The organism is Mycobacterium sp. (assembly GCF_052143115.1).
Classification (GTDB): domain Bacteria; phylum Actinomycetota; class Actinomycetes; order Mycobacteriales; family Mycobacteriaceae; genus Mycobacterium.
Genome location: NZ_JBKQTQ010000033.1, coordinates 1 through 13,916, shown reverse-complemented (window position 1 = coordinate 13,916; position 13,916 = coordinate 1). Strand labels below are relative to the sequence as shown.

Annotated in this window: 10 protein-coding genes and 7 pseudogenes; 8 read left to right on the top strand and 9 right to left on the bottom strand. The window is 62.1% G+C overall.

What is annotated here, in order from left to right; genetic code table 11:
• From ACLQI9_RS03290 to ACLQI9_RS03270, 5 genes and pseudogenes are all read left to right on the top strand, one after another.
• A pseudogene (locus ACLQI9_RS03290) lies at positions 1–239 on the top strand (alcohol dehydrogenase catalytic domain-containing protein); the annotation flags it as partial.
• Positions 233–537 (top strand): annotated as a pseudogene (locus tag ACLQI9_RS03285) (acyl-CoA synthetase); the annotation flags it as partial. The pseudogenes ACLQI9_RS03290 and ACLQI9_RS03285, both read left to right, overlap by 7 nt.
• Positions 538–1,039: 502 nt before the next feature.
• Positions 1,040–1,546: pseudogene (locus ACLQI9_RS03280) on the top strand (glycosyltransferase); the annotation flags it as partial.
• 350 nt (positions 1,547–1,896) lie between these two features.
• Positions 1,897–2,211 (top strand): annotated as a pseudogene (locus ACLQI9_RS03275) (glycosyltransferase); the annotation flags it as partial.
• Positions 2,211–2,942 (top strand): GAP family protein, encoded by a 732-nt coding sequence (locus ACLQI9_RS03270; RefSeq protein ID WP_442380052.1) that lies wholly within the window; start codon positions 2,211–2,213, stop codon positions 2,940–2,942. The pseudogene ACLQI9_RS03275 and the gene ACLQI9_RS03270, both read left to right, overlap by 1 nt.
• Before the next feature lie 122 nt (positions 2,943–3,064).
• On the opposite strand, the gene ACLQI9_RS03265 is transcribed toward ACLQI9_RS03270, so the two are convergent.
• The 3 genes and pseudogenes from ACLQI9_RS03265 to ACLQI9_RS03255 all read right to left on the bottom strand — a co-directional run.
• On the bottom strand, positions 3,065–3,196 hold the full coding sequence (locus ACLQI9_RS03265; RefSeq protein WP_442391021.1) for a hypothetical protein: 132 nt from the start codon (positions 3,194–3,196) through the stop codon (positions 3,065–3,067).
• A 143-nt stretch (positions 3,197–3,339) separates the two neighbouring features.
• Positions 3,340–4,173 (bottom strand): glycosyltransferase family 2 protein, encoded by an 834-nt coding sequence (locus tag ACLQI9_RS03260; protein WP_442380054.1) that lies wholly within the window; start codon positions 4,171–4,173, stop codon positions 3,340–3,342.
• A pseudogene (locus ACLQI9_RS03255) lies at positions 4,166–4,543 on the bottom strand (hypothetical protein); the annotation flags it as partial. The gene ACLQI9_RS03260 and the pseudogene ACLQI9_RS03255, both read right to left, overlap by 8 nt.
• A 97-nt stretch (positions 4,544–4,640) precedes the next feature.
• Between ACLQI9_RS03255 and ACLQI9_RS03250 the strand changes: the two are divergent.
• Both ACLQI9_RS03250 and ACLQI9_RS03245 read left to right on the top strand, forming a co-directional pair.
• Entirely contained in the window at positions 4,641–5,417 is a 777-nt protein-coding gene (locus tag ACLQI9_RS03250; RefSeq protein WP_442380056.1) for a glycosyltransferase family 2 protein, read from the top strand.
• 19 nt (positions 5,418–5,436) lie between these two features.
• Positions 5,437–5,556 (top strand): TylF/MycF/NovP-related O-methyltransferase, encoded by a 120-nt coding sequence (locus ACLQI9_RS03245; protein WP_442391024.1) that lies wholly within the window; start codon positions 5,437–5,439, stop codon positions 5,554–5,556.
• A 59-nt stretch (positions 5,557–5,615) separates the two neighbouring features.
• Here the strand turns inward: ACLQI9_RS03245 and ACLQI9_RS03240 are convergent, their stop codons facing one another.
• On the bottom strand, positions 5,616–6,326 hold the full coding sequence (locus ACLQI9_RS03240; RefSeq protein ID WP_442380058.1) for a class I SAM-dependent methyltransferase: 711 nt from the start codon (positions 6,324–6,326) through the stop codon (positions 5,616–5,618).
• A 499-nt stretch (positions 6,327–6,825) separates the two neighbouring features.
• Positions 6,826–7,278 (bottom strand): annotated as a pseudogene (locus ACLQI9_RS03235) (AMP-binding enzyme); the annotation flags it as partial.
• Between the two features lie 56 nt (positions 7,279–7,334).
• Between ACLQI9_RS03235 and ACLQI9_RS03230 the strand changes: the two are divergent.
• Positions 7,335–7,664 (top strand): hypothetical protein, encoded by a 330-nt coding sequence (locus ACLQI9_RS03230; RefSeq protein ID WP_442380060.1) that lies wholly within the window; start codon positions 7,335–7,337, stop codon positions 7,662–7,664.
• A gap of 125 nt (positions 7,665–7,789) precedes the next feature.
• On the opposite strand, the gene ACLQI9_RS03225 is transcribed toward ACLQI9_RS03230, so the two are convergent.
• The 4 genes and pseudogenes from ACLQI9_RS03225 to ACLQI9_RS03210 form a co-directional block, all read right to left on the bottom strand.
• Positions 7,790–8,902 (bottom strand): glycosyltransferase WbsX family protein, encoded by a 1,113-nt coding sequence (locus ACLQI9_RS03225; protein WP_442380062.1) that lies wholly within the window; start codon positions 8,900–8,902, stop codon positions 7,790–7,792.
• Between the two features lie 120 nt (positions 8,903–9,022).
• The gene (locus tag ACLQI9_RS03220; protein WP_442380064.1) at positions 9,023–9,979 is read right to left on the bottom strand and encodes a glycosyltransferase; all 957 of its coding nucleotides are present in this window, start codon (positions 9,977–9,979) and stop codon (positions 9,023–9,025) included.
• Positions 9,980–10,100: 121 nt separating this feature from the next.
• Positions 10,101–13,316, bottom strand: coding sequence for a thioester reductase domain-containing protein (locus ACLQI9_RS03215; RefSeq protein ID WP_442380068.1), 3,216 nt, complete (start codon positions 13,314–13,316; stop codon positions 10,101–10,103).
• A gap of 96 nt (positions 13,317–13,412) precedes the next feature.
• Positions 13,413–13,799, bottom strand: a pseudogene (locus tag ACLQI9_RS03210) (beta-ketoacyl synthase N-terminal-like domain-containing protein); the annotation flags it as partial.
• Positions 13,800–13,916 lie beyond the last annotated feature (117 nt).

Below are 13,916 nucleotides of genomic sequence, written 5' to 3'. Positions count from 1 at the left end.
GCGACGACGATGCGCTGGTGCGGGTGGCGGCCTGCGGACTGTGCGGGACCGACCATGAGCAGTTCACCGGCGAGCTCGCGGGCGGGTTCGCGTTCGTTCCCGGTCACGAGACCGTCGGGACCATCGATGCCATCGGCCCCCAAGCGGCACAGCGTTGGGGTGTGGCCGCCGGCGAGCGGGTGGCCGTCGGCGGCACATCGAATGTGGTGAAGCGTTGCAGAGTAGCTGCGGAGCGACGATCCAGGAGATCACCCGGGGTCGCTGTGCGGGATAGCGGTTCCGGATGAGGGCACGGAGCAGCTTGTCGTCATCATCGAAGTCAAGAAGCGCGGCGACTCCGACGAGGAGGCGATGGATAAGCTCGGCCTCGTCAAGCGTGAAGTGACCTCGGCGATCTCAAACTCGCACGGCCTCGCCGTCGCGGATCTCGTTCTGGTAGCACCTGGCTCGATTCCGATCACCACCAGCGGCAAGGTCAGGCAAGCGGCGTGTGTCGAGCAGTACCGGCACGGACAGTTCGCCCGCTTAGACGCATAGGCAGTACCGGAGTTAGGTCCGCCGATGAGATTTGCCCGGGCAAGCTGTGGAACTCGCGGCGATGTCGAGCCCTGCGCCGCCGTCGGCCGTGAGCTGCCGCACCAGGCTACGGGGCCGGCCCATCCGGCCTCAAGGGTCGCTACGCGACGGACATACGGCCCGCCCTTGACCCCGGAGCCTCTGCGGCCCCTGATCGAGCAGCGGCGCGGGCAGGCGCACGGCGCTGCCCGCCCACACGCGCGGCGCTCAACCAACAGATCACTACAAACCAGTCTCTACGGTTTCAGGGGATTGCCACATCTTTCGTATGACGGCATGATGTGGCCGAAGATTATGACGGCATGATGTGGCAGAAGATAAAGAGCAATGGTTGGAGCATGGCGGAGAAACTGAAAAGCGCACAGTTCACGATGCCAGTGCCCTACGACGTGAGTGCCGCCGAGGCTACGAGCTCCGCAGCTCGACCGCGTCGAGCGGCCAAAGGTGCGCGAGGGCGACGTCGGTGACACCGACTCCGACCGTCTCGGTGATAACGATCTCCTTCCACGACCTCGACGGGCTGAAGCGCACGGTGGACAGTGTGCCAGCTCAGCGCTACGGGGGACGCATCGAGCACATCGTGATCGACGGTGGATCGGGCGACGACGTCGTGGAGTATCTGTCCGGGTGTGAGCCGGGCTTCACGTGTTGGCAGTCCGAGCCCGACGGCGGAAGATATGAGGCGATGAACCAGGGCATTGCCCATGCGTCGGGCGATCTGTTGTGGTTCATGCACTCCGGGGATCGTTTTTCCGATCCCGACGCGGTGGCTCAGGTTGTGGAGGCGATCTCGGGCCATGGGCCGGCACGCGACGTGTGGGGCTACGGCAAGCAAAACCAAATCGGACCCGATGGCCGCCGCTTTGGACGCCCATGGGGCCCTATGCCCTTTAACATCCATAAGTTCCTCACTGGTCTGGCGGTGGCTCCACATCAAGCGGTGTTCTTCGGGTCATCGCTGGTGAGCAAGTGGTGTAGCGAGAGCGAACCCCTGCGCGCCGACAACCGGGGCTGAATTTTGGAACAAACCTGTGTATTTCAACCTGTATGTTTCCCTGTTTCCCTGTTTCCCTATACGCCGTGCGCCCGCACCGCAAGGTGTATAACCTATGTTCAATTGCTGTCCCGCTTGCCAGTCGGCGTGGTCAAAACTCAATGCCGTGTACACGACCTTATGGGAGGCAGCGATGATTGGCGGTAAGTCTCGGTGGCTGAGCTTTGCTTTCGTAGCCGGCGCCAGTGCCGGTCTATTGTTAATTACCTCGATGTGTTAATTACCTCGATGATGAATTCGGCGTTCGCGTACGGGGACACGGCGGCCATCACCGGCGATTACGCGGGGGTGCCGGTCGAGGTCATGGGCGCCATCGGCCTACCGAACCCTTTAACCCAGCCTGGATCTGGATCGAACAGCCGATCTGGGCAGCTCAGGTCAAACGGCTCAAAGTCGGTTCTGCACGCCGGTTTTCGGCCACCACCAGAGAATCGCTGATGGCGGACCTCCGCTCCATCCTCGCCGCGCAACACGTCACTCGAGCCCGCGAGATCGCTACCCGGATGAGCAAACCCGCCGAAAGCGTCACCGCCGCCGCCGATCTCCTGGAAGAGACCGCCAGCCGAAGGGGGTTTGGCTGATGTGGGGCCTAGTCCTATTCTTCGCGTTTTCCGCAGCGCAGGACCCGGTGCGCATCGGGATCGTTATGCTGTTGATTTCGCGCCCGCGGCCCATGCCTCATCTGGTCGCGTACTGGCTGGGTCTCAAGGCAATGGGTTTCGGCGCTGCCCTGGCTGCGCTGTTCTTGCTAGGCGACTTCTTACTTTCTGTTACGCGAGTCGTGACTTCCGCCGCCAGAAACCCGGTTGTTCCGCCCATCCAGATCGCCGTCGGTGTTGTCGCGCTTTCGACCGCTGCGATGCTCGCTGCGCCCTCCTCGGTCCGTCAAGCAGCATACGCACTGGTGCCGGGCGGCGATCCGTCCGCCCAGGTGCTCCAGCCGAAAACACCGACCGTATTCTCGCGACTGTCGTGGCGTCGCCTGCTTGAAGATGGGTCGCCGAGGATGGCGTTTGTCTTCGGCCTGGGTACGGCGGCGACGCCGCTCATCGAGTTCTGGGGAGCAATGATGGTCATTGTGGCCTCCGGAGCGGGTGCCGGCGCGCAAGTCATCGCCGCCCTCATGTGGATCCTCGTGGCATATGCGATCGCCGAGATTCCTCTTGTTAGCTACCTGGCATCGCCGGCGAAGACGCAAGCCGTCGTAATGCGGCTGCATGATTGGTTACGCGCTCACGGCCGGCCGATCTTCGCCTTGGTCCTCGGCGTGGTCGGCGTGTTCATGGTTGCGAGCGGCGTGGGCAGGGTCTGAGCTGGGCGATTAGAATTAGAGTCGGTAACCCACTTTGGACGGACACCAGCTGTCGCACGACCAGACCAACGGGCCTGCCCCCTCCAGCGGCACCGAGTCGAACGGCTGCGCTGATGCGCTCCTCATGGCTTGAGGAAGCAGTACATCCGGTACGAGAGCACCCCGTCACGACACGCGGCGACCGCCCCTACCGTCCCACCGAAATCAAAACCCAACTCGCCGGATCGACGCTCATCAGGGATGAACTCGGGCAACCGTGAAATTTTGAGGCCAGCAAGGCCGGACCCAAGACCAAGGTCGCAGTCGGGCCCGCTCCTATGCGCGCATCCTCGAATGAGTCAACGAATCAGACTTCGCGCGCATCTTGACACGAGGCAACAGGTACGGGACCCTCAGGCTAGCGGTCGGTCAGAAAATGAAATAGTCCATGCTTGCGTATCAAATAAATAATCGCCTTACTTTCCCATTTAAGACGATTCTTGCCCCTGACATCAATGTGGTGATGCACGACCCTGACACTCGGATCGAACTGCCGCTTGATGCCGATCTTTTCCAAACGTATTGCCAAATCCTGAATCTCGTGTGACCGTAGCATAGGGTCATAGCCGCCGACCGACCTGAATAAGCTGGAATCAACAAGCATATTTCCTTCATGCAGCCAGTAAGCTGGCGCCGCAGTGGGAGACTCAAGTATGTTGGGCCAATCTCTCATCACTGGCGCAGCCACGCGTTGTATAGCGGCGGCGAGCCGAGGTTTTTTCCGCAAGCGGTCGATTGTTAACAGCGGCAAACCCGATGTGGCCAACACCGAGAACACAGGGGCAGGGCCATAGTTACGAAACTCCTGACTGCCATCTACTCGGCTTACTAACCCGCCAATCAAACCGACTCGTCGGTCGGCATAGCGTCCGACAACTTCCCGTGCAACAGCGGGAGTCTCGGGAGTCTCCAAGTCCATATCGGCGTCAATGAAGTGGATAATTGCCCCTTCTCCAACGTGGTCGATGATCTGATTGCGATTAGCGCCGGCACCCCTATTTTCCGGGCTCCGTACCAATTTCACTTCACCGCCAAACCCACTAACCACGTCGACGCTGTGGTCCGTGGAGGCGTCATCGAGCACAAAGACGGCGTTGTAGTGCTGCGCCAATACTTGTGGGAGTAGCCTGCATAGATTATCGCCCATGTTGTAGTTCGGAATGGCTGCAATGACCGGTAATTCCTTAGGCATGGTGCTCGCTAAGTATTGACGTAGCTGTAACGTTTACAGTACAGGTCGGCGTACACGGTGCGAGGCCCAGACGGTTTGCGAGCAATCCGGCGAACTTTGCCGGGTCCTCGGGTACGCCGCCTTCGGCGAGCAGCGCTGTGCCGTAAAGCAATTCGGCGGTTTCGACCAGTGAGGAATCGTCGCCGCGGTTCTTGTGCGCCTGTTGCAGGCCGGTGACGAGCGGATGATTCGGGTTGAGTTCGAGAATCCGTTTCCCGACCGGAACCGCCTGTCCGGAAGCCCGGTACATGCGCGCGAGCGCCGGTGTCATGCCGAAGGTGTCGGCTATCAGGCAGGCTGGCAACTCGGTCAGGCGGGTCCGGCCGCGGACTGCCGGCCGGGACAGAGTGTTGCCAGCTAAACCAAACGCTCGGAGGCATTGTCCCTTCCCGAGTAGCTCTGGGATGGCCATGGTCTACGGTTAGCTTGTGTCCCTGCTGATTACGGTGCCGGTCTACGGGCAGCATGAGTACACTCATGCCCTCGTCGCCGACTTGGAGCGCGAGGGCGCAGAGTATCTGATAGTTGACAACCGCGGCGACTACCCGAGGATCAGCGACGAACGGGTCACCACACCCGGCGAAAACCTCGGCTGGGCTGGAGGCAGCGATCTCGGATTCCGCATTGCGTTCTCGGAGGGTTACTCGCACGCAATGACGCTCAACAACGACACCCGTATCTCGAAGGGATTTGTCGCTGCCCTGCTGGACCCGCGGCTACCCGGTGACGGGGGAATCGTTGGGCCGGTGATTGACTATGGGTTCCCTTGCGCGGAAGCTGACGAGAAACCAAATGCTGCAAACTACACTCCCCGACCGCGATATCGGGCAGTGTCCGCCGTAGAGGGAACGGCGCTCATGCTGTCGCGCGAATGCTGGCAAACTATCGGCGGACTGGACCTTCGCAACTTTGGGCGCTACGGGTGGGGGATCGACCTCGATCTAGCGTTACGTGCCCGAAAAGTTGGATATGGCCTGTACACAACCGAGATGGCCTATATCAACCACTTCGGACACAAGACCGCCAACATCCACTTCGGAAGTTTGCGGTATCAGTGCGGAGCAAACCTTGCAAAGGTGCGGGCGTTGCGAAAACTGCATGGTCGTAAGTGGCGCAAGCAGTTCCCGCGCGGGTCATGGACGCGGTCGGTGTGGCCAAACACGGTTGTCAGCGAAACGTACACGGCTCACCCGTTAGAGGACTGACCCCCCAAGTTGTCCCGCGATTGCTGAGGCTCTGCAGCCCGGCGGGTTCTTGATAGTGGACGACTACGGCGCGGTCCGTGGCTGTAAGCGGGCGATCGAGGACAACCGCGCGCGCTGCGGCATTACCGGCTCTTCGTGATGAAGCGTGGTAGTGGTCGGGTGACACGGTTGGTTGCCTGACCTTGGGAACTGGAGGAATTACCTCAAGTCGAGCGCATTATCGGACTGCTCAAGAAATTCGCCGAGGTACGCGGGCGGCTTCAGGTTAAGCAAGCGGTCGCGGTCTGCGGCGAGATCCGCGTAATTGAGCGCCTCGATCTGCTCCGCCGAGTAGGACAATCGCGATTCCGGGAATCCCTTTCGTATGAGCCCGACCCCAAAATCGCACTTCAGCACCGCGATTCGCAGGTCGTCCCGGGTGCTGCGCAGGTGAACGATCGTCTTCCAGACGTCGCCGCTCCAGTAGTAGTCCCACCAGTGGTTCTGCGCATGAAAGTCGGCTTCCGACGTCGCGGGGCAGGCGATCGAGGCCTTTGCGGGGTTGCAATCGTGCAGGACAATGACGCCATCGTCCCGCAGGTAGCGCAGGGTGTTCTCGACGTCGCGCATGGCCTGCTCATAGGTGTGGAGCCCGTCGATTAGGGCGACGTCGATGCCGCGCTGCTCGAGGAAGGCCGTCTCGTTCGCGAAGAAGGCGTCGCTGGTCGTCTCGAAGTAGTGGGTGGCGCGCGCCTTCGCGTCGGCGAGTCTGCGGCGGGAGCGCGCCGAAAGCTTGAACGCCGGATCAACGGCGATCTTCTCGTCGGCGGTAATACGCCGGAACGCCGCTCCGCGCGAAACGCCGATCTCCAGATAGACGGGCTTCACCCGCCCGTCGAGCGCCTGCTGCACCGCCTTGATCCGGTTCACGCGACAGTCACCGCACGGATGCAGGCACTGGGACTACGCATTCGCGCGCCGGGCGCAGGCCCCGAATTGGCCGTGGGGAGCGTTGTTCACGTCAGCATGTTGCACGTCCCGTATGGCCCGTGGCAACTCACAAGGGCAAACTCACGGCTAACTCACAGCGAGACGTCTAGTAATTTACCTTTGTACCAACGACGGGTTGGGCGACACCCCAGGGCGGTGCCTGCCGTCGCGGGGGCGTTCCGCACTTTGCGGGAAGTCTTTTGAAAGTCGCCACTTTCCTGTCACAAACGCCCGTGAATCAGGCCGAATAGTGACGGTTCTAGGCGGACGCTGGAATACGTATCCCGTTGGCCCGCAATACGTTATCGAACGTTGGCGGACGCTGCCGGACAGTGCGAATACACCAGAAGGTTGGGAGTTCGAATCTCTTCGGGCGCGCTCTCATAAGGTCGGCTTAGCTGCACTTACGTAAATCGGCCTCCGAGCCGGCAACGTTCTTTCAGACGATCCGGCTCTTGTGGTCAGTCCAATACCGATCGCGCAGTAGGCGCTTGTAGAGCTTGCCGGTGGGCAGGCGCGGCAGCTCGTCCTCGAAGTCAATCGAACGGGGCACCTTCTGCCGCGACAGGTGCGCACCGCAGAACGCGATTAGCTCCTCGACGAGCTCAGGCCCCGGCTGAACTCCGGGCATCGGCTGCACGACCGCTTTCACCGCTTCGCCAAGGTCATCGTCGGGCACCCCGAAGACCGCGGCGTCCGCCACTTTTGGGTGGGTGATCAGCAGGTTCTCGCTCTCCTGCGGGTAGATGTTGACTCCGCCCGAGATGATCATGAATGTCGCGCGATCGGTGAGGTATAGATAGCCGTCGTCGTCGACATAGCCGACGTCGCCGACGGTGCTCATCGTGCCGTCAGGTGAGCGGCCCTCCGCGGTCTTGACGGGATCATTGAATGGCCCTGGGGCCTCATGATTCGTGGTGCTACGGAACACGAACAGGAAGGCCCCAGGTGATTGAGAACAGTAGTGCCACCGCGATGCTCGGGCTGGCAGGCATGGCCGTGTTGGCGGTCTCGGAAGGCGACGGCGAGGTCGAGTACGCGATCGAAACGACAGCGGCCGTGGGTTGGTGCCCGACCTGCGGCGCGCAAGCGCGGTTGCACGACAGGGTGGCGGAGTTGAACTCGACGGTGCCGATCATGCCCGCGCCAGATTCTTCACCGGCCGCGGTGATGGGGCCCTTGGCTGCCGCCCAGGTTGCCCATGCGGGTTCGAGGTTCCGTTGGGCGGTCGATGTGTGGCCGGACAAGTCCAGGCGAGGTAGTTGGGTTCAGGCCTAGCATCGTCGATCACTTCATTGTCGTGCGGCCACGGCGCTACACGATGACTCTTTAGACGCTTTCCGCTGCGACATCAGTGCAACTCCTCTTGGCGCGCGGTCGGTACGTGCTGTCCTTCATGCCGCTCATGGGTGGCTGGGTTGGCGGGCACCCTCCGCGGCGCCGCCAAACACCTTCCGTACCGCCTCCAGAAAGCGGTGCCCGTTGCGTAGGTCCGGCTCAAGATGGCATCCTTCGGCCCACTCGTTCCAGGCATTGATGAAAACGATTTGCTCATCCTTTGGATAGGAAGTCACGCGATTCGCAGCGTCGCGCAGCCACGCTTCGAACAACTCGGCATCGCCGTTCTGAATGATCCAGGCGCCAAAGCGTCTGCGGGCAGAATTGTCCCAGCTCGGCATCACGCACGGAAAATGCCGTTCGGCCGTCTCTTGCCGTTCCATGGCGGCACGGACCATTGCGGCGTAGTCGAAAACGCGAAAAACGAACGCTTTTCTCCGGACAAGGTTGAGCAAGCGAGGAATTGGGTAGCGCGCCATAGCGGGGACCTGGGTTCGCAGCTTCCGAAAGTTCGGCTCGAACCCGATGGTCGCGTCGAAACCGAGGGCTATCGTCTCGGCATCGCCCAGGCTGTGGGAATGGCTACGAACCGCGCAGAGGTATATGCCCGGGAGCCCCATCGATTGCGCTTTGGCGCGCCATCGCCCAATGGTCGACCGAATGTCGGAGAACAGGTCGATGCGATAAATTAGGAAGACGGGCTTGCCTTCAATGCGGATATAGCGCGGATCGAAAAACACCTTGCTGAGATACTCGAAGTGCGCATCTGGATCGTACCGGTCAAGGTCCACCTCGATGAGGGCTTTACGTTCCTGACCGTCCCAACGCCGGCTCCAGGTCTCGTTGGCCCAACAGACGCAGAAGGGGAAGTCGGGCTCCTGATCGGCAAGAACAGCCTCAAGCGGCTTTTCGAGCAGCAGTTTGCCATTGAACCAGTAGTGGTAGTAACAGAAACCTCCGATGCCGTACTGCCGCGCCAGCTCCGCTTGCACAATTCGTGTCTCGCGCAGGCGCAGATCGTAAAAACCCAAATCGGCAGGAATATGGGGCTGGTAATGGCCACGGAACAACGGGCGCGTCTTGACCACGTTGACCCACTCGGTGAAGCCAGGTCCCCACCACTGGTCGTTCTCGGGGATCGGATGGAACTGCGGCAAATAAAAAGCGATGGCCCTCATGACACCTCGACGGCCGGCTCATCAAATTGCTTGATCAGCTCGCCTTGCATGCGGACCGGTAATTCCTTAGCCAGCCCGGGACAGTGGAACCCGGCGTCACACGACACGCGGCGATCGCCCCTACGGCCCACCGAAATCAAAACCCAACTCGCCGGATCGACGCTCATCAGGGATGAACTCGGGCAACCGTGAAATTTTCCCTGACACAGCACCCCTGCCTATCTTGCGAAGCTCGTCACGTAGCTTTGACAACGTAAACTGGAGGTTCTCTACGTCATAAAAGAACCGCATCGTCCGGCCCGGGAGATACAGCAGCAGAAGGGTGATTATCTCTGTACGCGCCGCACGGCTCTTGACACCGTGGACACCGTGCACCTCTGTCGTCCTGGCATAACGCATGGCATACCGGTAGAAATCGCGCAGTGAGGATTGCACCCGGCGGGCAGAAATGCCGACAACCATAGTCGGCTCATATGTGACCTCAAAATTGTTTTTGAACAGTGTCAGCGCAAGCTCGACATCTTCGTGCAGTCGGTCTTCCAGATCCAACTGCGTCAGATGACGGACCGCCTTCCAAGCCGTGGCGCGGATTGCCATGTTGGCGCCAAAGAGAAATCGCTCATCCTTTGCGGTGCGGTGCACCCTGTCCTTGAGCGTACTGTCGAGCCAGAAAAAAAACGCTCGCAGAGGCATGTCGTAAATGACGGCTGGCCCACTCGCCGCGTCGATGGCCGGGTCTTGGAAGCGGCGGCGAATCGTCTCAACCCAGTCATTGGCGACGATGGAATCGGCGTCAATCCGGCCGATGATATCGCTTTGCGCATGATCGAATCCACAGTTGCGCGTCGGAGCGATGCCCTGATACTCATTTTGGTCGAGCAGGCGAATGTCGATATGCGAGTTATGTTCTTGATACCGGCGCACGATCGATGCGGTGTTGTCAGTCGACTTGTTGTTGACAATAATTATTTCGTCCGGCGCCGAGGTTTGGTCGATGCATGATTCCAGGCATTTGCCGATGAAACGTTCCTCGTTATAGGCGGGAATGACGATCGCGACGGTCAGTTGTTGGGACATGGCTTACAGACCAACCTCCCGAGGCGCAGGGAAAGAGCCTCCCTGTGGGTGCGGATACAGACCAACCTGTAGCGATTCAAGGGTGCGGAATCGGGATGCGCGCAACGTATCACCGGGTCGATCAGCTGGGCGTGCGGCAGAGCGGCCGCACGAATCGGACGAGGTCGTCGACGGTGTCGGTCAGGGCCGGCTCGCGCAGGCGGACCTTGCCCAGCGCGCGCGCGTACCGGTACTGGGTGTTGTCGTAGCGCTTGTCCCGCATCGCCGCGATGTTGTCCGCCGAGCGGGTGAGGAAATCGACCAGCGGATAAAGCGGATCGCGCGGCGCGCACCGGCGATTCAACAGCTCGACGAAGGACGGGATGTCATGGTAGGCGAAGCGGTAGCCGTGGCGTTCGGACAAGAGTCGGGTGATGTCCATGAGGTTGTAATAGTCATCCGCGGTCATATTGAAGACGGTGCCCGCCTCAGCCGGGAGGCCCATCAGCTCGACGATGTGATCCGCGACCAGGTCCGCCGGCAGCAGACTGACCTGGTTGCGGGCGTTGACGGCCAGGCCGTGCTCGATCATGAAGGCCATGAGGCGCACCAAGATGTCCTCCTGGCTCCCAAAGCCCGCGCTGGTGGGAGAGATGAGCGAGGGCCGGTAGATGCGCACGTCGAGTCCTTGCCGCGCCGCTGCCAGCACCAGCTGCTCGCCGACCCACTTGGTTTGCGAGTAGCCGAAGTCCAGGCCGCTCATCTCCTCGTTCGCGTCCCACTCCCCGACTACCGGCTGGGTGCTCCAGCCATAGATGAAGGTGCTGGAGACCAAGTGGAAGGTCTTGCGGTGCGCGGTCAGAGCCAGGCGCAAAAGCTCCCGCGTGCCGGCCACGTTGGCGGGCCGCAGGGCGTCGTAGGTCCGGACGTAGTTGACGAGGGCGCCGTTGTGGACGATGGCATCGACGCTGTCAGCCAGTCGCCGGAACGCCGCCTCACCGATTCCCAGGTCAGGCTCGGCCAGGTCCCCGCAGATCACATGCACCCGCGCCCGGACCTCGGCTTCGAGAGCCGGGGACCATAGGTGAGCCCGGCGCAGCGAGGCGATGATCCGGTCCAGGCCGTGTTCCGCATCCGTCGCGCGGACCAGCGCGTGGAGGGTGTACGACGTACGACCGAGCATGCTGCTCAGCAGGAACGGTCCCAGAAAACCGGTCGCGCCGGTCAGCAGGATGTCGCTTTGCACGCCCGGTCGCGTCGGTGGAAGCGCCGGCAGGGGCAAACGTGCGTCGGCGCGCATCTGCGTGATCTCGTATGCCTCATACTCGGCGGAAATCTGATCCAGCGCCCGCCGAAGGGCGTCGAGTGGCTGCCCGGACCCATCGCCGAACTGCCGCATGAGCCCGAAGAACTCGGCGACTGTGAGGCGCTGGAGCAGCCGCGTGTTGACGTCCTCGGCCAGCTCCCCCGCGCCATGCTCTTCCAGCAAGGCCTGCAGGTCCGCGCGGAGCTCAGCCAAGGCCAGCGAGTCGATGCCGAGATCCGCGAAGGAGCAGTCCTCCTCCCCGGTGAGGTCGTAACTCTCGATGACATGGCGGAAGCGTTCTAGCGGACCCGCGCTGGCGTCCGGCCCTTCCTGGGTCTGGTGGGCGTAGCTCGCCAGCACGGGCAGCTTGTCGTCCAGCCAGAGCCGGCGGGTCTCCGCGCGCCGGATCTTCCCCGAGGTGGTCTTGGGAATGCTGCGCGGCGGCACGAACACGATGGTGTGCGGATCGATATGGCCGTACCTGCGGATCGCCCGCGCCAAGGCTGTCCCGTCGGGCAGCGCTTCCTTGTCCCGCACTTCGGCGACCACGACCAGCGCTTCCTGCTCCTCAAGTTCGACCGAGACGGCGACGACGCAGCCGTGACGGACTTGCGGGGCTGAGCGCTCCACGACCGCCTCGATGTCCGAGGGGTAGCAGTTGACGCCGCGGACGATGATCAGATCCTTGCTCCGGCCGCAGACGAACAGCTCGCCCTCATACAGGAACCCGAGGTCACCGGTCCGCAGATACGTGTGCTCTTCATCGCCGACGATGCGGGCCGCGAATGTCTCCACACTGAGTTCAGGGCGTCGCCAGTAGCCACCCGCCTTGGAGGGTCCGTCCACCCAAACCTCGCCGACCCGACCCTCGCCCAAGGCCTGTCCCGATTCGGAATCGACGATGCGGACCACGTTCCCGGCATCGGGCTTGCCGCAGCTCACCACTGGGGTCTGGTTGTTGTTCTCAGGCAGGGCCTTTTCGACCCGCACGAGATTCTTCTCCAGCGCGCGCTTGTTCACAGCCAGGGTCTGGCGCCCCCGCATGGACACGATCAGGGTGTTTTCGGCCAAGCCGTAAGCGCCGACCAGCGCGTCGGGGTTCAGACCGTAGGGGGCGAAGCGCTCCCGGAACCGCGTGAACGTCTTGGCCCGGAGAGGCTCGGCCCCACAGACCAAGGTGGCGATGCTGCTCAGGTCGATCCCGGCCAACTCAGACGTGGGGCACTTGTCCTCACGTAGGCAGTAGTCGAGGGCGAAGTTCGGCACTGGCCCGTGGGTGCCGCGCACTTCGCTGACGAGCCGCAGCCACGCTGAGGGCCGGCTGAGGAAGTCCAGCGGTGACATCCCATGCGTGGTCCCACCGACCACCAACATGAACAGGTACGCCGAGATCAAGCCCATGTCGTGGTGCTGCGGCAGCCAACTGACCACCACCTCGTCGCCGGTGACTGCGCTGCGCCCGTTCGCGATGATGTTGGCGTGGCTCACGATCACACCCTTGGGATCATTGGTGGAGCCGGACGTGTACTGCAGGAACAGCACTGGGCCAGGCGTGTCCGCCACGTGGGCACCGCCAAAGTCCTGCGTGCCATCCGTCCCGAACCAGGGCAGCTGCGAGGCCCGCTCGGCATCTGGCCACGGCAGCGCGCCTTGTCGGTGCCCGAGCAGCATTCGGAAGTCGTACTCGAACTGCTTGGTAGACAGCACCGCCTTGGCCTCGCAGTCCCGGGCGATGTAGTTGAGCTTGGCCAGACCGGCCTCGAACGCCATGGGCAGGGGAGGGCTGACCGGTACGGCGATCACGCCGATGCGTGCGCACGCGTAGAACGCCGCCACCATCTCCAGGCCTGGCGGGTAAAGGAGCAGCGCCCGATCTCCCGGCCTGAGCCCGGCCTCCGTATATAAATAGGCGGCCAACTCACGCGTCCGCTCGGCGAAGCTCTGGTAGGTGTAGTGCTCGAGCTCCCGGCCTTCGACGTCGACGAACCGGTAAAGGGTCTGGGCTGGTTGCCGGGCTTCCCACATCCGCAGGTAATCAATAAGCGTCTCCATCGTAGGAGTCACTCCTCCTTCACCTTCTCTCTAAGCTCCATTTGCTAGCGACCCAGCAAGTTACGGTAACCTCGACGATCAATTGGCGGAGCCGACAGTAGCGCCCACGAACACGCCGGTTAGCGAGTCGGCCACCGTCTGCGGGGTGAGACCGGCGTGCTCCATGGCCTCCCATGATGTTTCCAGCAGCAGGCGGTGCTGCGGATCGATCGCGGTCGCCTCCCGCTCGCTGATCCCGAAGAACTCGGAATCGAAGCCGGCGACGTCGTGCATGAATGCGCCCCACCGGGACACAGACCGGCCCGGCACACCCGGCTCGGGGTCGTAGTACTCGTCGGCGTCCCACCGGTCGGGCGGAATCTCGGTGACCAGGTCATCGCCCCGCAGCAACGCTTCCCATAATTGGTCCGGCGATTCGATGCCTCCGGGAAGTCGGCAGGCCATGCCGATAACGGCAATCGGGGTAGCGGGAATTTTGTTCATAGCGAGCAAAGAATGGCCTGATTCTGGGCCCTGCGCGCGGTCGTCGGTCGCGTCGAAACTAGCCAATTCCCCTCCTCACAGCAACAGCACAGTTTGGGCGTGCCCGAGCGTGGGTCA